The organism is Aeromonas sp. ANP5, from assembly GCF_963870295.1.
In the GTDB taxonomy this organism is placed as follows: Bacteria; Pseudomonadota; Gammaproteobacteria; order Enterobacterales; family Aeromonadaceae; genus Aeromonas; species Aeromonas veronii.
In genome coordinates, this window is the sequence record NZ_CAWMRY010000014.1 from 14,822 (window position 1) to 34,745 (window position 19,924).

The window sequence follows — 19,924 nt, forward strand, 5'->3', positions numbered from 1 at the left end:
CATAGAACGTGAAATGGCCCGGTTTTTTTGACCAGCAAGGCAAACGTTTGAGTCAAGGCCGCCAGCCCTGGTCTGTCTGTCGCATCCTCTGCCGCCATCGCCTGTTTCTCATCAGACTGGCGCTCGGCAGACCCGCAGATCCTGTCGCCATTTCGTCATGGAACATTCAGGCGCGTGTGAAGGAGTTGGGTATGACCCAAGCAAACAGCAGGACAAACAGCGTGGAACAGCTGGCCAATGATGACGCCAGCCAGAGCGCAGCAAAGCAACAGCCGCTCACGGCTCTTGATCGCTACTTTATGATCAGCGAGCGGGGCAGCAACGTCAGACAGGAGGTGCTGGCGGGCCTCACCACCTTCCTTGCCATGGTCTACTCGGTGATCGTGGTGCCGAGCATGCTCGGCAAGGCGGGCTTTCCTCCTGGCGCCGTGTTTGTCGCCACCTGTCTGGTGGCGGGGTTCGGTTCGCTCTTGATGGGGCTCTGGGCCAAGCTGCCGATGGCCATCGGTTGCGCTATTTCCCTCACGGCGTTTACTGCATTCAGTCTGGTGCTGGGGCAGCAGATCCCCATTCCGGTGGCGTTGGGGGCCGTCTTCCTGATGGGGGTGCTGTTTACCGCCATCTCGGTGACCGGGGTGCGTAGCTGGATCCTCGACAACCTGCCGATGGGAATTGCCCACGGTACCGGCATCGGGATTGGTCTCTTCTTGCTGCTTATCGCCGCCAACGGGGTGGGGCTGGTGATCAAGAACCCGCTGGAGGGGCTGCCGGTGGCGCTGGGGGCCTTCACCTCCATGCCGGTCATCATGTCCCTGATCGGCCTTGCGGTGATCTTCGGGCTGGAGAAGCTGAGAGTACCGGGGGGGATCCTGCTGGTGATCATCGCCATCTCCATCTTCGGCCTGATTTTCGATCCGGCGGTGAAGTATCAGGGACTGTTCGCCCTGCCGAGCCTGTCGGACGAGCAGGGCAAGTCCCTCATCTTCAGTCTGGATATCATGGGGGCCCTCTCGCCGCTGGTGCTACCCAGTGTGCTGGCGTTGGTGATGACAGCGGTATTCGATGCCACCGGCACCATCCGCGCCGTGGCGGGGCAGGCCAACCTGCTCGATAAGGATGGTCATATCATCAACAGCGGCAAGGCGCTCAGTGCCGACTCGGTCAGCAGCATCTTCTCCAGTCTGGTGGGGGCGGCGCCGGCTGCCGTCTATATCGAATCGGCGGCGGGCACGGCGGCGGGGGGCAAAACCGGCCTGACCGCGACCGTGGTCGGCGGCCTGTTCCTGCTGATGCTGTTCCTCTCGCCGCTCTCCTATCTGGTGCCCGCCTATGCCACCGCACCGGCCCTGATGTATGTGGGGCTCTTGATGCTGAGCAATGTCACCAAGCTCGATTTCGATGACTTTGTCGGGGCCATGTCCGGGCTGGTATGCGCCGTCTTTATCGTGCTCACCTGCAATATTGTCACCGGCATCATGCTTGGCTTCAGCTCGCTGGTGATCGGCCGCATCTGTTCGAAGGAGTGGCACAAGCTCAACGTCGGCACCGTGGTCATCGCCCTGGCGCTGGTGCTCTTTTATGCTGGGGGGTGGGCTATTTAGGGATAACCCGCCCGTTTGGGGCCGCACTGGCGGCCCCATTTTTATGCCTGTTATTTTTAGCCCGCCCATGCAGGCATTATGCCTAGGCTGTCTCCGCAGTTGGGGGGCATCGCGATACCATTTTGATAAATCCTCCTACCAGATTGATAGGCTCTAGCCCTTGTTGTCCTCGCTCTGCCGCTTTTTTCACCGCTGATGTGCCCCGTTTGCTCAGAGGCTGCCCCTGGCTTGTCGCTGCGAGCCAACAAAAGCAGGCTAGATGGGATCCCCTTCACACTTCTCCCCATTCTTCTGACGATGGCGGGAAACAGGCGCATATCTTGCTGTTTTTTATGCCGGTTCCAGATTTTTCCATTCGAAAAAGGACTTGCATATGTCCATAGGATTACCGCTCAAGCGGGTGGATGCCGAGGCCAAGGTGACCGGCAGCGCCCGCTATACCGATGACAACATCATGCTCGGGATGCGCCACGCCAAGTACGTGCGAAGCAATATTGCCCACGGCAAGGTGCTTGCCATCGATGCGACCGAGGCGCTGTCCCTGCACGGGGTCGAAGCCGTGTTTACCCATGAGGATGTGCCCACCACCTGTTTTCGCACCGCCGGTCACGCCTGGTCCCTCGATGAGGCGAAACGGGATGTGAAAGACCGCCGTCTGCTCACCGACCATGTACGCCACTTTGGCGATGGGGTCGCCATCGTGGTGGCGCGCGATCCGCTGGTGGCCGAAAAAGCGGCTGCGCTAGTCAAGGTGACCTACGAGCCGCTACCGGTGATGACGGATGCCGGGAGCGCGTTGGCCGACGGAGCCTATCCCATCCACCCGAGCGGCAATCTGCTGCGCCAAAGTCAGCTTCGCGCCAATGACCCGGCGCAGGCCATTGCGGCGGCAGATCTGCAGTTTCAGGGGCACTACCGGACGCCGGTGGTGCAGCACTGCCATCTGGAGACGGTGACCTGCTACGCCTATATGGATCAGCCGGACCACATCATCGTGGTCAGCAGTACCCAGATCCCCCAGATAGTGCGCAGCCGGGTGGCCAAGTCCCTCGGCCTGCCCTGGTCGAGCGTGCGGGTGATCAAGCCCTATATGGGTGGCGGTTTTGGCAACAAGCAGGATGTGCTGGAAGAGCCGATGGCGGCGTTTTTGAGCTACAAGCTGGGCGGTGTGCCGGTCAAGGTGACCTTGAGCCGGGAGGAGTGCTTTTTTGCCTCCCGCACCCGCCACGGCTTTGCCATCGATGGCAAGATGGGCCTCAACCGCGACGGCACCCTCAAGGGCTATCAGCTCGACGTGCTCTCCAACACCGGCGGTTATGCCTCCCACGGCCACTCCATCGCCAGCGCCGGGGGCAACAAGATCAGTTACCTCTATCCGCGCAGCGCCTTCGGCTATGATGCCAAGACCTTCTACAGCAACCTGCCCACCGCCGGTGCCATGCGCGGTTACGGTGCGCCGCAGGTGATCTTTGCCCTCGAGTGCATGCTGGATGACGCCTGCGCCGAGTTGGGGCTGGATCCGCTCGATGTGCGGATCGCCAACGTGGCGCGGGAAGGGGATGTCAATCAGGTCAACCAGAAGACCATCTACAGCGCCGGGTTGCCGGACTGCCTGCTGCGTGGGCGCGAGATGTTCGAGTGGGATCGGCTCAAGGCCGAGTGTCTGGGGCAGGATCCTGCAAGCCGGGTGCGGCGTGGCATCGGGGTGGCCTGTTTCAGCTACGGCTCCAACACCTATCCGGTGGGGGTCGAAATTGCCGGCGCCCGCATGCTGCTCAATCAGGATGGCACCGTCAATCTGCAGATCGGCGCCACCGAGATAGGGCAGGGATCGGATACTGTCTTTGCCCAGATGGCGGCCCAGACGTTAGGCATTCCGTTTGAGCAGATCCGGGTCATCTCGACTCAGGATACCGACATCACCGCCTACGATCCGGGCTCGTTCGCCTCGCGCCAGAGCTATGTGGCGGCCCCCGCCATCCATCAGGCGGCGCTGCAGTTGCGGGCGCGCATCCTCTCACTGGCGGCCCAGCTCTGCCATCAGGATGTGGGATCCCTCACCCTGATCGATGGCTATGTGGTGCTGGCCGGTGCGCCGGACAAGGTGCTGATCAGCGTGGCCGAAGTGTCGGTCAACGCCTACTACCACCTCACTATCGGCGGTCAGATCACCTCCGAGGTCTCCCACAAGACCACCACCAACCCGCCCAGTTTCGGCTGTACCTTTGTCGATCTCAGCGTCGATATCGATCTCTGCAAGGTGACCATCAATCGCATCATCAACCTGCACGATGCAGGCAAAATCCTCAACCCGCAACTGGCGGAGGGACAGGTGCATGGCGGCATGGGGATGGGGATCGGCTGGTCGCTGTTCGAGGAGATGATCATCGACGCCAAGACAGGTGTGGTGCGCAATCCCAACCTGCTCGACTACAAGTTCCCCACCATGCTGGATTTGCCGGAGCTTGAATGCGACTTCGTGCAGACCTACGAGCCCCAGTCGGTCTATGGCCACAAATCCCTGGGGGAACCGCCCATCATCTCGCCGGGCCCGGCGATCCGTAACGCCATCCGCATGGCGACCGGGGTCGCCATCAACGAGCTGCCCATCACCCCCAAAACCCTGTTCCGGGAGTTTGTCGCCGCGGGTTTGATTGGCGAGGGAGCAGGGGAGGAGCAACACCATGTTTGATATTGCCCGTTACTACAAGGCGCACAGTGTGGCCGAGGCGGTCGCCCTGCGTCAGGCCGATCCCGAGGCGCGATTGCTGGCTGGTGGCACCGATGTGATGATCCAGCTGCATCACCTCAACGCCGCCTATCGTCATATCGTCGATATTCACGACTTGCCCGAACTCAAAGGGGTGAGCGAGTTGCCTGATGGGGCGATCCGCATCGGCTCTGGCACCACCTTTACCGAGCTCATCGAAAACGAACTGGTGCAGCGCCGCCTGCCGATGCTGGCCGAGGCGGCCGCGACCATCGCCGGCCCGCAGATCCGCAACGTCGCCACCTATGGCGGCAACATCTGCAACGGCGCCACCAGTGCCGACTCGGCAGCGCCTACCGTCGCGCTCGAGGCCGAGCTTGAGATTGCTGGGCCCAATGGTACGCGCCGGATTCCCATCGCCGGATTTCATACCGGCCCCGGCAAGGTGGCGCTACAACCGGCGGAAATTCTGGTGGCATTCCACTTTGCGCCGGATTCTCACCCCCATGTGGGCTCCCACTACTTCAAATACGCCATGCGCGATGCCATGGATATCGCCACCATCGGCTGCGCCGCCTACTGCCAGATTGAGGATGGTCACTTCAAGAGTCTGCGGCTGGCCTATGGGGTGGCGGCCCCGACCCCGGTGCGTACCCCGCACGCAGAAGCGGCGGCCGAAGGGCAACCGCTGACTCGTGCCACACTGGCCGCGATTGCCGAGGCGGTGGTGGCCGATGTGGCGCCACGATCCTCCTGGCGGGCAGAGAAGGAGTTTCGCCTGCACCTTATCAAAACCCTGGCGCAGCGGGTGGTCGCCTGCGCAGTCGAACGTGCCGGAGGCAAGATCCTATGATGCAACCGCAAAGCTGTCCCGCCGTGGAGATCCAGTGCGAGATCAACGGCAAGCCTTACTCCTATGCAGTGCCGCCCACCATGTCGCTGCTCCACTTTCTGCGCGGGCAGGGGCTTATCAGCGTGAAAGAGGGGTGCAGTGTCGGTGAGTGCGGCGCCTGTACCGTGCGGGTGGATGGCACCGCTATCGACAGCTGCCTCTATCTGGCGGTCTGGGCCGATGGCAAATCCATTCGCACCGTGGAGGGGGAGCGCAAAGGCAATGAGCTCTCCGATGTACAACAGGCCTTTATCGACGAGGGGGCGGTGCAGTGCGGTTTTTGCACTCCCGGGCTGGTGATGGCGAGCGCCGCCCTGCTCGACAAGACCGAACGCCGTCCGCTGACTGAGGCGGAGATCCGCCGCGGGCTGTCGGGCAACCTCTGCCGCTGTACCGGGTATCAGAACGTGGTGCGGGCGGTGAAAAAGTGCTGCAAGGGTTGAGCCGCCGTTTGCCCCTGAGGTGACGAAAGCCGCGTAACAAGCGATAAACCAAAGGCCCGTCTCGCAAGAGGCGGGCCTTCACTCTTTGTCAGTAACCGAGGTGATTACCCTTTTTGCGGTTCGATCACCAATTTGCCCTCCTTGACCGGAATGGTGGCGCCGGGTGCTTGCTTCATGCGGATCACCCCCTCCTGACCTGCGAGGCGATAGGTCACGTCATAACCAATGGTGTTGACGCTCGTATCCTGCACGGTCTTGCAGCGTTGCTCGGTGGTGGTGTAGGTATCGCCCGCCTGCATATTGCCCTGCACCTGATTACCGGCATAACCCCCCGCGACGGCCCCTGCAGCAGTGGCCACCTTCTTGCCGCTGCCGCCGCCAAACTGGTGGCCAACCACGCCACCCAGCGCCGCGCCAACCACTGTGCCGAGGATCTTGTGCTCATCCTGTACCGGCTTGCGGTGGGTCACGGTGACGTTGCGACACTCCTGTCGGGGAGTCCTGATGGTCTCGGTGATCGGCTTGCTGGCGATCACCTCGGCAAAGGTGGGCTGGGGTGTAAAGAGAGAGCCGCTGGCCGCCGCCGAGAGCGCCAGGGCCGAGGCGATGCCAATACCGATACCTGCCATCATGGATCTGTTCATCTTGTTCTTCTCCTGCATACCCATACGGGCTGTTCCAATCTGGCGCCATCTTGTCACAACCGGTTGGCCGGACAAGGCGAGGGGGATGGGCTTGCGACAGGCGCTGGCAAGGTCAAAAAACAGCCACCATGCAAAAGTGTCTGGCTTTGGCGACAACGGACTAAAAGTGACCAGTTTCCGACGCATGGCGGGCTTTGCTTTTGTGATAAGGGGCAATTCGAGTCGCAATTTGCAAGGCGGGCGGTGAGCAGAATGCCAGAGTGGCAAAGTGCTGACGGGGGCAGGTCAAGGGAGGCCTTGAGCAAGGGCTCTGTTCGTTGAGACGGCCACGCAAGTGGTTGATAAATGGCTCCTGACCCATCGGATGTTGGCCGATAAGAGATCACGGCAAGCATTTTGCTTTGATTGGGTGAAGCAGAGGGTGAGCGGGTCGGCAGACAACTGCGTAAGACCTGAAATGAAGATGTTCACCCGAGATCACCGGATCAACGAGGGGGAGATATGTCAATGTTACCCAGCTGGATCACCCCGGCCATCCAGGCCAACATCATCACGGCGCAGCAGGCCGAACGTCTACTCTCATCCCTCTACCGGCCCCTGGCCGAGCAGGGAGAGGAGCTTCCCGCCGATATCGCCGACATCAGCCTTAAACTCTACTGCTTTCGCCAGCAGGGGCGGGTACGCCACTAACGATGATTGAGGTAAAGCCTTCGCCATTGTCGGGGGCTCGCTTGCCTGTCCTCGCACCGAATACCTCTTCCGCTCTTCCTCTAAGACGTTTTGCTAATACCTGCCGCTGCAGGCTCGCTGTTAGGCTGTCATCCCCATAAGAGACCAGTGACGGGCAGGATGCCTATGTCGCTGTCTGATCTCTGAATCATCCCGAAACTGCCCGTTTTGTGCCACCTGTGAGGAAGGAACCCGATGACAGTGCAGAACATCTATGAGCGCGACCTTGCCAAAACCACCGCCAATTTCGAGGCCCTGACCCCCATCAGCTTTCTGGGGCGGGCGGAGCGGGTCTATCCCGACTATCCGGCGCTGATCCACGGCCCGCTGCGCCAGAGCTGGGGCGAGACCGCCCGCCGTTGCCGCCAGCTGGCCTCGGCCCTGCGGCTGCGCGGTATCGGGGAGGGGGATACCGTCTCCATCGTCGCGCCCAATATCCCGGCGATGTTTGAAGCACACTTCGGGGTGCCCATGAGCGGCGCCGTGCTGAACACCATTAATACCCGGCTCGATGCCGAGTCGATGGCTTTTATCTTTCAGCATGCCCAGAGCAAGGTGGTGCTGGTGGACAGGGAGTTTGGCCCTGTGGTGCGCAAGGCGCTGGATCTGCTGAAGAGCCAACCGCTGGTCATCGCCATCGACGATCCCCTCTACCGGGAAGGGGCGCTTGTCAGTGAACTGACCTATGAGGCCTTTATTGCCACTGGTAACGGCGATGAACCCGGCTGGTTGCCAGAGGATGAGTGGCAGGCCATCTCCCTTAACTACACCTCCGGCACTACCGGTAACCCCAAGGGGGTGGTCTATCACCATCGCGGCGCCCACCTCAACGCCATCAACAACGTGCTCTCCTGGGAGCTGCCCAAACATCCCGTCTATCTCTGGACCTTGCCGATGTTTCACTGTAACGGCTGGTGCTTCCCCTGGACGCTGGCGGCTACCGCCGGGGTGAGCGTCTGCTTGCGTCATGTGCAGGCGGCCGCCATTTATGAGGCGCTGCACGAGCACAAGGTGAGCCATTTCTGCGCGGCGCCCATCGTGCTCAATATGCTCAACAACGCCGATCCGGCCCTCAAGCGCGGGCTGGATCACCCCATCAAGGTGATGACCGCTGGCGCTGCGCCCCCCGCCACCGTGATCGCCGGTATGGAGGCGATGGGGATAAACGTGACCCACGTCTATGGCCTCACCGAAACCTATGGCCCCTGCGTGTTGTGCGAACCGCAGCAGAGCTGGCAAGGGCAGGATGCCACCACGCTGTCGCGCCTAAAGGCACGGCAGGGTGTTGCGTCACCCCTGCAGGGGGAGATGCGGGTCATCAACCCGGTCAGCGGCGAGCCGGTTCCCCGGGATGGCAAGACCATGGGGGAGATAGTGCTGCGGGGCAATGTGGTGATGAAAGGCTATCTGAAAAATCCGGCGGCCAGCGCCGAGGCGATGGCGGAGGGGTGGTTTCGCAGTGGCGATCTGGCGGTATGGCACCCGGATGGTTATGTGGAGATCAAGGACAGATCCAAGGACATCATCATCTCCGGCGGGGAGAATATCTCCAGTCTGGAGGTGGAAGATGTGCTCTATCGCCATCCCGATGTAGACGAAGCGGCGGTGATCGCCATGCCCGATGAGAAGTGGGGGGAGGTGCCCTGCGCCTTCGTGAAACTGAAAGAGGGGCGAGAGACCACCCAGGCGGAGCTGATCGCCTTTTGCCGGGAGCAGATGGCCCACTTCAAGGCCCCTAAACGCATCATCTTCACCCCGCTGCCGAAAACCTCGACCGGCAAGGTGCAAAAATTCGTGCTGCGCAAACAGCTGGGTTAGCAGTCTGTTCATAAGGAGCCAGCACAGCCATTCATAGGAGGGAGATACGAGGGAGCTGGAGGGCTGCTGGCCCTCCCGTTGTATGGCTAGGGTGCCTTGCAGGCGACGCAGTTGCGGCCGCTCTGTTTAGCCTGATAGAGCATCTGATCGGCGCGGGCGTAGAGGCTCTCCATCAGCTCCCCTTCGCCATTTTCCACCAGTCCTGCGCTGATGGTGATGACCAGCTTATCTCCATCGGGCAGGGGCAGCGGGCTTTGCATCACCTGCAGGCGCAGTCGCTCGGCCAGTGATGCGGCGGCCGAGAGGGTGGTGTTGGGCAGCAAGATGGCAAACTCGTCACCGCCGATGCGGGCCAGCACATCTTCGCTGCGCAGCACCGACTGCATCACCCTGCCCAGATGCACCAGCGCGCTATCCCCAAGGGGATGACCGAAGCGATCGTTGATGCACTTGAACTGATCCACATCCAGCACCATCAGCACCGAGGTGAGGTGGTGGCGCATGTCCAGACTGAGGTTCTTCTCGCACATCTCGAAAAAGAAACGGCGGTTGTAGAGACCGGTGAGGCCATCACGCACCGACTGCTGGTGCAGCTGCTCCTTGAGCTGGTGCAGTTCGGTAATGTCGGAGGAGATACCGATCAGGGTGGGGGTGCCATCCCCCAGCAGAAAGGGCACCTTGACCGACCAGTAGTAGTGCTGATTGCCTTCGGGATCGGTCAGCATCTCTTCCCCGGCTTGCAGCTCGCCGGTTTCGAATACCCGGTTGTCCAGTCGCCACAGCTGGCAGGCGCTGGCCGCGGGTATCACCTCATCATCGCGCCGGTTGATGATCTGCTCGGCAGGAAGGCCCAGCAGATCGGCGACCTTTTGGTTGACGTAGAGAAAGCGGTGCAGGCTGTCCTTCATATAGATATGGGCATCCACGTTGGCGAGGATGATTTCCAGCAGCTGATGCTGCTCCGCCATGCGGGCCTCAATCAGCTTGTGTTCGGTGATATCGGTGGAGATGCCGCACAGGCCGATCAGGTTGCCATCCTTGTCATGGATGGGCTTTTTAACGGTCCAGTAGCAGCGCTTTTCCCCGGTGGATTTGAGGTAGTTGATCTCTTCCTGGGCGATGGCGAGTTGCTGCTCCAGTACCAACCGGTCGTTGCGTTGAATGGTGTCGGAGAATTCGAGATCAAAAAAGGCCCGATCATCCTGCCCCTGCAACTCGGCGAGGGTGCAGCCAAAGAGATCCAGCACCGCCTGATTGGCATAGGTGTAACGGCCCGCCAGATCCTTGGTAAACATGTAGGCGTCCGTCTCGTTGAAGATGGCTTTGAGGTGATCCAGCTCATGCTGTAACTGGATAGAGAAGGGTTCATCCTTCATGGGGCTAGCCATCCTTGGGTCGCTACGATGGGTCGGTTGAACAAGACGCGCAACAGAGATCAACAGCTTTAAATAAAGCACCGAACAGGTCAGGTTTCGCGTTTATTTCCGCAAGTTCTGCGCCATGTCACACGGTTGTCATCGTTGGCGAGCTCAAAGGCAATCAACCGAGTCTGTGGTTGTGCAGATCACCCTGTTCCCCCCTTTATCGGCCCGGCATTATTGGTTAGCAGCAGAGAAATTAATCAGCAATCAAATACGCCACCCCGAGCGGCAGAAAGGGCAACAAACAGGTCTTTAATCAAACTATTTTCACTGTGCCCCTGATATCATCCTCAGCAACGCAATATGGAGAGATACGAGATGGCAGTGGCACCGTTTAATTGGGATGACGCAGTTCAGTGGGACGGGCCGGGGGCCATTGCGGGTAGCGAAGAGATCTTGAGTGCCGACCGGCTGGATCGCGCCCGCTATGCCGAATTTCTGACCAACTACCTCGCCGCCGAAGGCAAGCAACGCAACTATGTGCTCAACCTCAATGCCGAATGGGGGGCAGGGAAAACCTGGTTTATCAAGCGCTGGTATATGGAGCTGAAAGCGCACTATCCCACCGTCTATATCGATGCCTGGCAGCAGGACTTTTCCGATGATCCTTTATTGACGGTGATTTCGTCGATTATCGACCAGTTAAAAATGATTGCGGGAAAAGAAAACCCGATTCCAGAAGGGATGCGTCAGCGGCTGCTTGGATTATTTAAAGTGGGCGGCAAACTGGCATTGAAAGCGGCAATCAAGAAGGCTGGATTGGAAGAAGATGATTTTTCTCTGGAAGGGGATGATGCCAATCTGCTGGTCGATGTCTTATGCAGTAATCAGAAAGAGCGTTATGAATCTATCCAGTATCTTAAACAAGAGATCCGGCAATGGGTGGAAGGTGCTGTTGGATTAGGTAATGGAGAGCTTGATTATCCCGCCTTTATCTTAATTGATGAACTGGATCGCTGTCGCCCCTCTTATGCAGTAGAGATGCTTGAGACCATCAAACATATTTTCGATATTCCCGAAGTGGTTTTTGTACTGGCCACGGATACTGAGCAGTTACAGCATTCTATCAAGGTCATTTATGGTGAAGGATTCCATGCATCTGCTTATCTAAGACGTTTTTTCAGGCGGCAATTTGCCTTAAAGAAAATATCAAAAGCGTCATTTATTGAAAGCTACATGAATCTTGATGATGTATTATTTGAGTACCTTTTTCCAAGATTTAAAACAATAGGCGAATTTTCATTGTTGCTATCTGTGCTCGCAGATGCCTTTAGTCTTCAGCTTAGAGATATTGAACAATACATAGACAAAGTAAAGGCTGCAATATCAAACTTTAGTGGTAGTTTTGATTTAGTAATTTTTTCCATACTTCTTTTAGCCAAAGAACGTGAGCCTGAGCTATATAGACAAATAGTTAGTTTAGAATTATCACTTAGAAATGATAGTAAAAAATCAGTCTCCAACATTGGGTTCTACGAGCGATTCAAATCTAATAAAGAGTTAGGTTTTTATTTGCCTTGGGAGAACAATAGCTCAGAGCTTTTAAAAGCTGAAGTATGTATATCAAAATACATAGGTTGTTTCTTTTTCTCCATCAAAAACAAAGCTCAATTAGTTGCCGCAAAGGAAGCCATTTCGATAGGGGGAGTATTGGGTAAATATTCAATAGATTCATTTTCCGAGGCTAGACATGAAGAAGCGCTACTGGCATATTATTTGGCAAATCAAAATGTCAATATTGATGATTATCAAGATATTGTTGAGCTAGCATGCAATTTTAAATAGAAATGGGCATAAGCCCATTTCTAAACATGAATATTATTTTTGATGCCGCTCATAAAGCCGTTGAACGACATCCTGTAATCCCAGCCCTTCGTTTTGCAGCAGTACGGTCAGGTGATAGAGCAGATCGGCGGATTCGTTGATGAGCTCTTCCCGATCCTTGGCCATGGCGGCCAGCGCCACTTCAACACCTTCCTCACCCACTTTCTGGGCGATGCGCTTGGTCCCTTTGCCGTAGAGGCTGGCGGTGTAGCTGGTGGCCGGATCGGCCCCTTTGCGGGCGGCCAGCACCTGTTCCAGCTCTGCCAGAAAACCGAGGGGTGGCACCGGGTGACCATGGAAGCAGGAGGTTGTGCCCTTGTGGCAGGTAGGGCCGACGGGGTTGGCGGCGATCAGCAGAGAGTCCTGATCGCAGTCGGTGCTGATGGCCACGAGTTGGAGCACATTGCCCGAGCTTTCACCCTTGGTCCAGAGCCGCTGTTTGCTGCGGCTAAAGAAGGTGACCTGACCGGTGGTCTGGGTCTTTTCCAGTGCCTCACGGGTCATAAAGCCCTGCATCAGCACCTCGCCACTGGCGGCATGCTGGACGATGGCGGGGATCATGCCGTTACATTTAGCCCAATCGAGCTGCTCGGCAAGGGGGCGCGCGCTGGCGGTGGTTTGTGTGTTATCTGAGAAGTTATTCACGGATGGCGACTCCTTCGGTTTTCAGCCAGCGTTTCAATTCGGGAATGGGGATAAGGCCCTTGTGGAACACAGAGGCGGCCAGCGCCCCGTCCACGTCGGCGAGGGTAAAGGCATCGCGAAAGTGTGCCATGGCACCGGCGCCGCCGGAGGCAATCAGCGGCACCTTGCAGACGCTGCGCACCAGCTTGAGTTGGTCGAGGTCATAACCCTGACGCATGCCGTCCTGATTCATCACGTTCAGCACGATTTCGCCCGCGCCGCGCTTTTGCACCTCCTGCACCCAGTCGAGGGTGTGCCAGGCGGTGGTGCGGGTGCGGCTCTCGTCACCGGTAAACTGTTTGACCTGATAGTGGCCCGTGTCGGCGTCGAAGTAGGAGTCAATGCCCACCACCACGCACTGCACGCCAAAGCGCTCGGCCAGTCGGCTGATCAGGGTTGGGTCGGCAAGGGCCGGAGAGTTGATGGAGACCTTGTCGGCACCAAATTCGAGGATCTGGCGGGCATCTTCCACGCTTTTAATGCCACCGGCGACGCAGAAGGGGATATCGATCACCTCCGCCACCCGGCTCACCCAGCTCTTGTCTACCACCCGGGCATCGCTGGAGGCGGTGATGTCATAGAACACCAGCTCGTCAGCGCCCTCTTCGGCGTAGCGGCGCGCCAGCTCGACAATGCCCCCCATCACCTCGTGATTGCGAAACTGTACCCCCTTGACCACCACGCCATCTTTCACGTCGAGGCAGGGGATAATGCGTCTTGCCAGCATCAGTTGCCTCCTGTGGTATCAGCAGCGGGGGCTTGCCAGCAGGCGATGGCGTCACCAACCGAGAATTTGCCCTCCAGCAGGGCGCGGCCAAGGATGATCCCTTTGACGCCGGAGCCCTTGAGCGCCTCGATATCCGCGATGCCGCCAATGCCGCCGGAGGCTTGAAAGGCAACGCTCGGGTAGCGGGCGCAGAGATCCCGATAGAGCTCGACGTTGGTGCCAGCCAGGGTGCCGTCACGGCTGATGTCGGTGCAGAGCACATGCTTGAGACCGGCGGGGAGGAAGCGCTCGATCAGTGCCTCGATGGTCACTCCGCTGTTTTCCTGCCAGCCCGCCACCGCGATATGGCGATTGCCCTGCTCATCAATATTGACGTCCAGCGCCAGCACGATCTGCTCGGGGCCATATTTCTCCATCCAGCTCGCCACCAGATCCGGGGATTTGACGGCGGTGGAGCCAATCACCACCCGGCTGGCACCGGCGGCCAGCAGATCCGCCACATCCTGTTCGGTGCGCACGCCGCCACCCACCTGCACCGGTGCTTCGGTGGCTGACAGCAGTTGGGTCAGCAGGGGCAACTGGCGCGCCTTGGCATCCTTGGCACCGTCCAGATCCACCAGATGGAGCTGCACCGCTCCCTGGGAGACATATTCATCAAAGCGGGCCTGCGGGCTGCTGCTGTATTCGGTCTTCTGGTCGTAGTCCCCCTGATAGAGGCGAACCACCTGACCATTGATAAGGTCAATTGCGGGAATGATCATTCAAAGCTCCAGAAAATTTTGCAGCAAACGGGCTCCGGCTGCGCCTGAGCGCTCCGGGTGGAATTGGGCGCCGAAGAAGTTGCTGTGCTCTGCAACCCCACCGACGATGGCGGTAAACGGCTGGCCATAGTCGCAGGTGGCGATGGTGGCGTCGGTCACCTCCAGCGCATAGGAGTGCACGAAGTAGAAGTAGCTGCCGCTCGGGATCCCCTTGAGCAGAGGATGGGTCTCGTCATGCTCAATCTGGTTCCAGCCCATATGGGGCAGCCGCAGATTACTGACCTCCATCAGCCGGATCTTGCCCGGCACTATGCTAAGGCAGTCGATGAGAGCGCCTTCACTGCCATCGGCACTCATGCTCTCTTCGGAGGCCTCCGCCAGCATCTGCATGCCGAGGCAAAAGCCCAGCAGCGGCTGTTTGGCGGCGCGAATGAGCGGTACCAGCCCCCGCTCGTTGAGGTTCTTCATGGCGGCCACCGCGGTGCCGACGCCGGGCAGGATCAGCTTGTCCGCCTGCTCGATATCGGCTGCCAGGCTGGAGACCAGCGGCTGCACGCCGAGGCGTTCGAACGCCATTCTGACCGAGGCCAGATTGGCGCAGCCAGTATCGATAATGACCAGCTTCTGCTTGCTCACATCCATTACAGCACTCCCTTGCTGGAGGGAAGCTCGCTCCCTTCCACCCGAATAGCCTGACGCAGGGCGCGGCCAAAGCCTTTGAACAGCGCCTCCACCTGATGGTGGGTGTTGCCGCTGCCCACCTTCATCTGCAATGTGATGGCCATGGCGTCCGACAGCGAGCGGAAGAAGTGGGGCACCATCTCGGTGGCCATCTCGCCCACGTTGTCGCGGCCAAAGCCGCTCGGGCAGTCGAACACGAAGTAGGGGCGACCGCTCAAGTCCAGCGCTGTGCTTACCTCCTGCTCGGTCAGCGGACGCGCATCGATCACCGCCTGTACCTCGTCCATCGCCAGCACAAAGCCGAAGCGGCCGATACCGCGCTTGTTGCCAAGGGCTTGACGCAGCGCCTGACCCAGCGCCAGCCCCACATCTTCCACCGTGTGGTGATCGTCGATATGCAGATCACCGCTGACGTTCAGCTTGAGCTGGAAACCGGCGTGGGTGGCAATTTGATCCAGCATGTGATCAAAGAAGCCGATACCGGTGGCGATCTGGTTGCCGCCGCTCTTGTCTAAATCCACTGCCGCCTGGATGCGGGTCTCCTTGGTATAGCGCTCCACCGAGGCTACGCGCCCCTTGGACAACAGCTGATCACGGATGGCGAGCCAGTCGTGACCCTGCGGGTGGTAGCGAATACCGCCAATGCCCATGTTCTCGGCCAGCTGCAGATCGGTCTGGCGATCGCCAATCACGAAGGAGTTGGCAAAGTCGATGCGACCGGAGGCGAGATACTCCTTCACCAACCCGAGGTGGGGCTTGCGGCAGCTGCAGCCGTCGGTGGGGAAGTGCGGGCAGATCAGCACCTGTTCCCACTTCACCCCTTGCGATTCGAACAGGTGCATCATCAGGTCGTGGGGTGGCTGGAAGTTCTCCAGCGGCAGGCTGGCGGTGCCCAGCCCATCCTGATTGGTCACCATCACCAGCACGTAGCCGGCGGCCTGCAACTCGCGCAGTACCGGAATGACCATGGGCTCGAAGCGAAGCTTGGCGAGGCTATCCACCTGCTTGTCGGTCACCGGCTCTTCAATCAGGGTGCCGTCGCGGTCGATAAACAAAAACGGGGTCTTCATCGCTACATCCTTGTTTTACAAAGTGGGAGAGGGCATATCACGCAGTACCGCCAGCACGGCATCCATCTCGCCCTGATAGCCGATGGTGACGCGAATGCTGTTATCCAAGCCGGGTTTGGTCGAGAAATCCCGCAGAATGATACCGGCGGCCTTCATGGCAGCAAAGACGGCGGCGCCATCCACAAAGCGCACCAGCACGAAGTTGCCCTTGTCCTCGAATACTTCCTTCACGCAGGCAAGCGTTGTCAGCTCTGCCTTGAAGGCAGCTTTTTGCTTGTTGAGCTCTATTACTCGCTCGCGCATCAGCTCCAGCCCCATGGGGGAGAGGGCCTGCGCCGCGATCTGGGCGATGGGCTCGGGGATGGGATAGGGGGCGATCACCTTGGCCAGCACGGCGATCACCTCGGGGCTTGCCAGCGTAAAGCCGCAGCGGATCCCCGCCAGGGCAAAGGCTTTGGAGAGGGTGCGGGTCACCACCAGATTGGGGAAGCGGGCCAGTAGGTCCACCACGGACGCTTCCGGGCAGAACTCGATATAGGCTTCGTCCACCACCACGATGGCGCGATCCCGAGCTTTTTCCAGCAGGGCGATAAGGCCGTCGCGACCCACCAGATCCCCGGTGGGGTTGTTGGGGGAGCAGAGAAATACCAGTTTCACATCAGACAGACGGTCCGCGATGGCGGGCCAGTCCGGCTGGCGGCTGGCGGTTAGCGGCTGCTCGACGATGCCGACGCCACAGGTCTCGGCGCTGATGGCGTACATGCCATAGGTGGGTGGGCAGATGAGGATCTGATCTTCACCTGCTTCGCAGAAGGTGCGGATCAAGAGCTCAATGGCCTCGTCGGCGCCGCGGCTCACCAGCACCTGATCGGGATTGACCCCGGCATAGGCGGCATAGCTGTTCACCACCTCGGCCGGTTGGCACTCGGGGTAGCGGTTGAGGCGGCTCCCCTCGATGGTGAAGGGATAGGCCTGCGGCGCCTCGTTGGCGTTGAGCCAGACGTGGCCCTTGCCGCCGATGCGGCGGGCGGATTGATAAGGGGTGAGGGCCCGCACCACGCGGCGCGCCAGATTGGCAATGCTCATGACAAATCCTTCTGCTGTGCTGTTGGTTGGGGCGCGGCGGCCAGGGCGTTCAACCTGAGGGTGACGGCATTTTTGTGGCCATCGAGCCCTTCGGCCTCAGCGATGCGCTCGACAATGGGGCCAAGGCCGCGAATACCTTCGGCGTTCAGCTCTTGCACTGTGTAGCGGCGCTGATAATCGGCAAGGCCCAGGCTGGAGCAAGTGCGGGCATAGCCGTAGGTAGGCAGGGTGTGGTTGGTGCCGCTGGCGTAATCGCCGACCGATTCCGGTGTCCATGCTCCGAGGAAGATGGAACCGGCATTCTCAAGCTGGTCCAGCAGCTCGCGCGGGGCTCGGGTCTGCACAATCAGGTGCTCCGGCGCATAGGCGTTGGAGATGGCGCACGCCTCGGCCAGATCGTCACAGAGGATCACCAGACTGCTGCCGAGCGCCTGGGCGGCGATATCGCGGCGGCTCAACTTGGCCAGCTGGCTCTTGATTTCCCCTGCGATGGCATCGGCCAGCAGCGGCGAGGTGGTCACCAGCACCACCTGGCTGTCGGGGCCGTGCTCGGCCTGGGAGAGCAGATCCGCTGCCACGAAGGCGGGGTTGGCGCTCTCGTCGGCAATCACCAGCACCTCGGAGGGGCCAGCGGGCATATCGATGGCGGCACCGCGCCAGTCGCGGGATACCTGCCCTTTGGCTTCGGTCACATAGGCGTTGCCCGGGCCGAAGATCTTGTCCACCTTGGGGATGCTCTCGGTGCCGTAAGCCATCGCCGCGATGGCCTGGGCTCCGCCAATGGCGAACACCTTCTCGACCCCGCAAGCGCGGGCGGCAAACAGGATCTCGTCGCTGGCGGGGGACGGAGTGCAGAGCACCACTTCACGGCAACCTGCGATAGCAGCCGGAATGGCCAGCATCATCACGGTGGAGGGGAGCGGCGCGCTGCCCCCCGGCACATAGAGGCCGACTCGACTGATGGGTTGGGTGCGCAGCTCGCACACCACCCCGGGCTGGGTTTCTACCCGTACCACCGGCTGCACTTGCGCGGCGTGGAAGGTGCGAATATTGGCAATGGCCGCTTCGATGGCATTTTTGATGTCGTCATCCAGCCGCGCGCAGGCAGCTTCAATCTCATCTTCGCTGACGCGCAACTGCTCACGGGGGGCACGCTCGAAGCGCAGGCTCAGCTCGCGCAGGGCCTCATCGCCACGGCTACGCACCGCGGCGATGATCTCTTTGACCACGGCGCCAATATCGGCCTCGTCACTCAAGGCCGGTCGGGTCAGCACGTCGGCCTGCTGGGCAGGGGAGAGGGTCTTCCAGATCAGGGTCTGCATGATGTCCCTTCCTTATTCCATCATTTTTTCGATGGGCAGCACCAGAATGGAGCTGGCACCGAGGGCCTTGAGCTGCTCCATGGTCTCCCAGAACAGGGTCTCGCTGGATACGACGTGCAGCGCCACCTGATTGGTGTCACCGGCCAGCTGCATGATGGTGGGACGCTCGGCACCCGGCAGCAGATCGGTGATGGCATCGAGCTTCTCTTTGGGGGCGTGCAGCATGATGTACTTGCTCTCGCGGGCCTGTTGCATCCCCTGAATGCGGGGCAGCAATTTGTCGATGAGTTTCTGCTTGGCATCAGACAAGGGGCTGGGGGCCTGGACCAGTACCGCCTTGGAGCGGTAGATCACCTCCACCTCTTTGAGGCCATTGGCTTCCAGGGTCGCACCGGTGGAGACCAGATCGCAGATGGCATCAGCCAAGCCCGCTCGGGGTGCCACTTCCACCGAGCCGCCCAGCATCACGCTCTTGAAGCCGAGCCCCTTTTCGTCAAAGAAGCGCTTGAGCAGCCCAGGGTAGGAGGTGGCGATGCGCTTGCCGGCCAGGCTCTCTGGCCCTGTGTAGGTCACATCTTCCGGCACCGCCAGCGAGAGGCGGCAGCCACCAAAGTCGAGCTGCTTGAGGGTTTTGACCTCGAAGGGTAGTCCCTGTGAGGCACGAATAAGCTGCACCTCTTCCAGCACGTTCTCGCCGATGATGCCAAGGTCGACCACCCCTTCCATCACCAGACCCGGGATGTCGTCATCACGCACCCGCAGGATATCGATGGGCATGTTCTCGACATGGGCGATAAGGCGCTGCTCGCGCAGGTTGATCTTGAGGCCACAGCTCTTGAACAGGGCTTGGGAGTCCTGGCTCAGACGACCGGACTTTTGCATGGCGATACGCAGACGTTGTGTTTCCATTGCTCGATTTCCTTCTAGTCAAAAACGAAAAAACCCTCGGAAGTGTGTGCTTCCGAGGGTTTATGAATCTTGCGGTCCTTTTGGAAGTCACCAGTTAAGTGTCTTCCAGCAGTCAACCTCCTGAAAGACTAGTCGGGATGATGATGGTGGTGATGAGTCTTCAGGGTGGTGAACTTCATGTAATCAATCCTTTACAAAATAAGATGTCGTAATTGACGCCTGATTTAAACTACCTGCCTTGACAGAAAATGCAACCCGAAATTGTGATTTGATCGATTAAAGTGGCGAAAACGGTTTTCTGGTCGATAACTAGACAATAACCCCAGCAGGAGTCGCCATCATGCCCAGCCAGGACCTGTTGTTCCCCATTTTGCCCCGGGCGCCCGCTGCGCCCGGCAGTGAAGAGATCAAGCGGGAAGTGAACCAGATCAGCAAAAAGCACCAGCTGCGCAAGACCAGCACTGACAACAGTGACTCCCAGCAGCGCCAGCAGGCGTATAGCACGCCCGCCAAGCGTGATCAGCCCAAGGCGGAGGAGGGTGATCACAAGCCGGACCCCGAGCATCAGATCGATCTGTTCGTCTAGGCAGATTATCTGTCCC

Annotated in this window: 18 protein-coding genes and 1 other annotated feature; of the genes, 8 read left to right on the forward strand and 10 right to left on the reverse strand. The window is 59.5% G+C overall.

Going from position 1 to position 19,924, the window contains the following annotated elements; all coding sequences use genetic code 11:
* Positions 1 to 299 precede the first annotated feature (299 nt).
* The 4 genes from AACT07_RS09875 to xdhC all read left to right on the forward strand — a co-directional run bounded on the left by AACT07_RS09875 (position 300) and on the right by xdhC (position 5,646).
* The gene (locus AACT07_RS09875) at positions 300 to 1,601 is read left to right on the forward strand and encodes an NCS2 family permease (protein WP_253182251.1); all 1,302 of its coding nucleotides are present in this window, start codon (positions 300 to 302) and stop codon (positions 1,599 to 1,601) included.
* Positions 1,602 to 1,974: 373 nt separating this feature from the next.
* The gene (gene xdhA, locus AACT07_RS09880; protein WP_069527521.1) at positions 1,975 to 4,293 is read left to right on the forward strand and encodes a xanthine dehydrogenase molybdenum-binding subunit XdhA; all 2,319 of its coding nucleotides are present in this window, start codon (positions 1,975 to 1,977) and stop codon (positions 4,291 to 4,293) included.
* Complete coding sequence (gene xdhB / locus AACT07_RS09885) at positions 4,286 to 5,164, forward strand: xanthine dehydrogenase FAD-binding subunit XdhB (RefSeq protein WP_069527523.1); 879 nt, start codon at positions 4,286 to 4,288, stop codon at positions 5,162 to 5,164. The genes xdhA and xdhB overlap by 8 nt, the downstream gene beginning before the upstream one ends.
* Positions 5,161 to 5,646, forward strand: a complete 486-nt coding sequence (gene xdhC / locus AACT07_RS09890; protein ID WP_069527525.1) for a xanthine dehydrogenase iron sulfur-binding subunit XdhC — start codon at positions 5,161 to 5,163, stop codon at positions 5,644 to 5,646. Before xdhB ends, xdhC begins: the two co-directional genes overlap by 4 nt.
* 104 nt (positions 5,647 to 5,750) lie before the next feature.
* Here the strand turns inward: xdhC and AACT07_RS09895 are convergent, their stop codons facing one another.
* Positions 5,751 to 6,290: a glycine zipper 2TM domain-containing protein gene (locus tag AACT07_RS09895; protein WP_069527596.1), complete on the reverse strand. Its 540-nt coding sequence runs from the start codon at positions 6,288 to 6,290 to the stop codon at positions 5,751 to 5,753.
* A 501-nt stretch (positions 6,291 to 6,791) separates the two neighbouring features.
* Here AACT07_RS09895 and AACT07_RS09900 point away from each other — a divergent pair.
* Both AACT07_RS09900 and AACT07_RS09905 read left to right on the forward strand, forming a co-directional pair.
* A complete protein-coding gene (locus tag AACT07_RS09900; RefSeq protein ID WP_040069812.1) occupies positions 6,792 to 6,980 on the forward strand; it encodes a hypothetical protein in 189 nt (62 codons plus the stop codon).
* Positions 6,981 to 7,214: 234 nt separating this feature from the next.
* On the forward strand, positions 7,215 to 8,837 hold the full coding sequence (locus tag AACT07_RS09905; protein ID WP_069527526.1) for an acyl-CoA synthetase: 1,623 nt from the start codon (positions 7,215 to 7,217) through the stop codon (positions 8,835 to 8,837).
* Between the two features lie 86 nt (positions 8,838 to 8,923).
* Here AACT07_RS09905 and AACT07_RS09910 read toward each other — a convergent pair whose 3' ends face one another.
* The gene (locus AACT07_RS09910) at positions 8,924 to 10,213 is read right to left on the reverse strand and encodes a sensor domain-containing diguanylate cyclase (RefSeq protein ID WP_005352201.1); all 1,290 of its coding nucleotides are present in this window, start codon (positions 10,211 to 10,213) and stop codon (positions 8,924 to 8,926) included.
* A gap of 363 nt (positions 10,214 to 10,576) precedes the next feature.
* On the opposite strand from AACT07_RS09910, the gene AACT07_RS09915 reads away from it, so the two are divergent.
* A complete protein-coding gene (locus AACT07_RS09915; RefSeq protein WP_083249954.1) occupies positions 10,577 to 12,043 on the forward strand; it encodes a KAP family P-loop NTPase fold protein in 1,467 nt (488 codons plus the stop codon).
* A 33-nt stretch (positions 12,044 to 12,076) separates the two neighbouring features.
* Here the strand turns inward: AACT07_RS09915 and hisIE are convergent, their stop codons facing one another.
* Genes hisIE through hisG form a run of 8 tightly spaced genes read right to left on the reverse strand, consistent with a single transcriptional unit; the run spans position 12,077 to position 19,322 of the window.
* On the reverse strand, positions 12,077 to 12,727 hold the full coding sequence (gene hisIE, locus AACT07_RS09920; protein WP_069527528.1) for a bifunctional phosphoribosyl-AMP cyclohydrolase/phosphoribosyl-ATP diphosphatase HisIE: 651 nt from the start codon (positions 12,725 to 12,727) through the stop codon (positions 12,077 to 12,079).
* Positions 12,720 to 13,493, reverse strand: a complete 774-nt coding sequence (gene hisF / locus AACT07_RS09925; RefSeq protein WP_005345639.1) for an imidazole glycerol phosphate synthase subunit HisF — start codon at positions 13,491 to 13,493, stop codon at positions 12,720 to 12,722. The genes hisIE and hisF overlap by 8 nt, the downstream gene beginning before the upstream one ends.
* Positions 13,493 to 14,254 (reverse strand): 1-(5-phosphoribosyl)-5-[(5-phosphoribosylamino)methylideneamino]imidazole-4-carboxamide isomerase, encoded by a 762-nt coding sequence (gene hisA / locus AACT07_RS09930; RefSeq protein WP_058056833.1) that lies wholly within the window; start codon positions 14,252 to 14,254, stop codon positions 13,493 to 13,495. The genes hisF and hisA overlap by 1 nt, the downstream gene beginning before the upstream one ends.
* Positions 14,255 to 14,896 carry an imidazole glycerol phosphate synthase subunit HisH gene (gene hisH / locus AACT07_RS09935; RefSeq protein ID WP_069527530.1) on the reverse strand — a complete coding sequence of 214 codons (642 nt, stop codon included), beginning with the start codon at positions 14,894 to 14,896 and terminating at the stop codon, positions 14,255 to 14,257.
* Entirely contained in the window at positions 14,896 to 16,005 is a 1,110-nt protein-coding gene (gene hisB / locus AACT07_RS09940; protein ID WP_069527531.1) for a bifunctional histidinol-phosphatase/imidazoleglycerol-phosphate dehydratase HisB, read from the reverse strand. The genes hisH and hisB overlap by 1 nt, the downstream gene beginning before the upstream one ends.
* A 15-nt stretch (positions 16,006 to 16,020) precedes the next feature.
* A complete protein-coding gene (gene hisC / locus AACT07_RS09945; RefSeq protein ID WP_069527533.1) occupies positions 16,021 to 17,091 on the reverse strand; it encodes a histidinol-phosphate transaminase in 1,071 nt (356 codons plus the stop codon).
* The gene (gene hisD / locus AACT07_RS09950; protein WP_069527535.1) at positions 17,088 to 18,413 is read right to left on the reverse strand and encodes a histidinol dehydrogenase; all 1,326 of its coding nucleotides are present in this window, start codon (positions 18,411 to 18,413) and stop codon (positions 17,088 to 17,090) included. Before hisD ends, hisC begins: the two co-directional genes overlap by 4 nt.
* A gap of 12 nt (positions 18,414 to 18,425) precedes the next feature.
* The gene (gene hisG / locus AACT07_RS09955; RefSeq protein WP_069527537.1) at positions 18,426 to 19,322 is read right to left on the reverse strand and encodes an ATP phosphoribosyltransferase; all 897 of its coding nucleotides are present in this window, start codon (positions 19,320 to 19,322) and stop codon (positions 18,426 to 18,428) included.
* A gap of 24 nt (positions 19,323 to 19,346) precedes the next feature.
* Positions 19,347 to 19,475: a sequence feature (His leader region), on the reverse strand.
* Between the two features lie 187 nt (positions 19,476 to 19,662).
* Here hisG and AACT07_RS09960 point away from each other — a divergent pair.
* Positions 19,663 to 19,908: a hypothetical protein gene (locus AACT07_RS09960; protein ID WP_005336755.1), complete on the forward strand. Its 246-nt coding sequence runs from the start codon at positions 19,663 to 19,665 to the stop codon at positions 19,906 to 19,908.
* Positions 19,909 to 19,924 lie beyond the last annotated feature (16 nt).

Excerpts from the sequence above, each read along its gene's own strand:
- AACT07_RS09875 (WP_253182251.1), top strand. The coding sequence starts at position 300 with ATGATCAGCGAGCGGGGCAGCAACGTCAGACAGGAGGTGCTGGCGGGC.
- xdhA (WP_069527521.1), top strand. The coding sequence starts at position 1,975 with ATGTCCATAGGATTACCGCTCAAGCGGGTGGATGCCGAGGCCAAGGTG.
- xdhB (WP_069527523.1), top strand. The coding sequence starts at position 4,286 with ATGTTTGATATTGCCCGTTACTACAAGGCGCACAGTGTGGCCGAGGCG.
- xdhC (WP_069527525.1), top strand. The coding sequence starts at position 5,161 with ATGATGCAACCGCAAAGCTGTCCCGCCGTGGAGATCCAGTGCGAGATC.
- AACT07_RS09895 (WP_069527596.1), bottom strand. The coding sequence starts at position 6,290 with ATGAACAGATCCATGATGGCAGGTATCGGTATTGGCATCGCCTCGGCC.
- AACT07_RS09900 (WP_040069812.1), top strand. The coding sequence starts at position 6,792 with ATGTCAATGTTACCCAGCTGGATCACCCCGGCCATCCAGGCCAACATC.
- AACT07_RS09905 (WP_069527526.1), top strand. The coding sequence starts at position 7,215 with ATGACAGTGCAGAACATCTATGAGCGCGACCTTGCCAAAACCACCGCC.
- AACT07_RS09910 (WP_005352201.1), bottom strand. The coding sequence starts at position 10,213 with ATGAAGGATGAACCCTTCTCTATCCAGTTACAGCATGAGCTGGATCAC.
- AACT07_RS09915 (WP_083249954.1), top strand. The coding sequence starts at position 10,577 with ATGGCAGTGGCACCGTTTAATTGGGATGACGCAGTTCAGTGGGACGGG.
- hisF (WP_005345639.1), bottom strand. The coding sequence starts at position 13,493 with ATGCTGGCAAGACGCATTATCCCCTGCCTCGACGTGAAAGATGGCGTG.
- hisA (WP_058056833.1), bottom strand. The coding sequence starts at position 14,254 with ATGATCATTCCCGCAATTGACCTTATCAATGGTCAGGTGGTTCGCCTC.
- hisH (WP_069527530.1), bottom strand. The coding sequence starts at position 14,896 with ATGGATGTGAGCAAGCAGAAGCTGGTCATTATCGATACTGGCTGCGCC.
- hisB (WP_069527531.1), bottom strand. The coding sequence starts at position 16,005 with ATGAAGACCCCGTTTTTGTTTATCGACCGCGACGGCACCCTGATTGAA.
- hisC (WP_069527533.1), bottom strand. The coding sequence starts at position 17,091 with ATGAGCATTGCCAATCTGGCGCGCCGCGTGGTGCGGGCCCTCACCCCT.
- hisD (WP_069527535.1), bottom strand. The coding sequence starts at position 18,413 with ATGCAGACCCTGATCTGGAAGACCCTCTCCCCTGCCCAGCAGGCCGAC.
- hisG (WP_069527537.1), bottom strand. The coding sequence starts at position 19,322 with ATGGAAACACAACGTCTGCGTATCGCCATGCAAAAGTCCGGTCGTCTG.
- AACT07_RS09960 (WP_005336755.1), top strand. The coding sequence starts at position 19,663 with ATGCCCAGCCAGGACCTGTTGTTCCCCATTTTGCCCCGGGCGCCCGCT.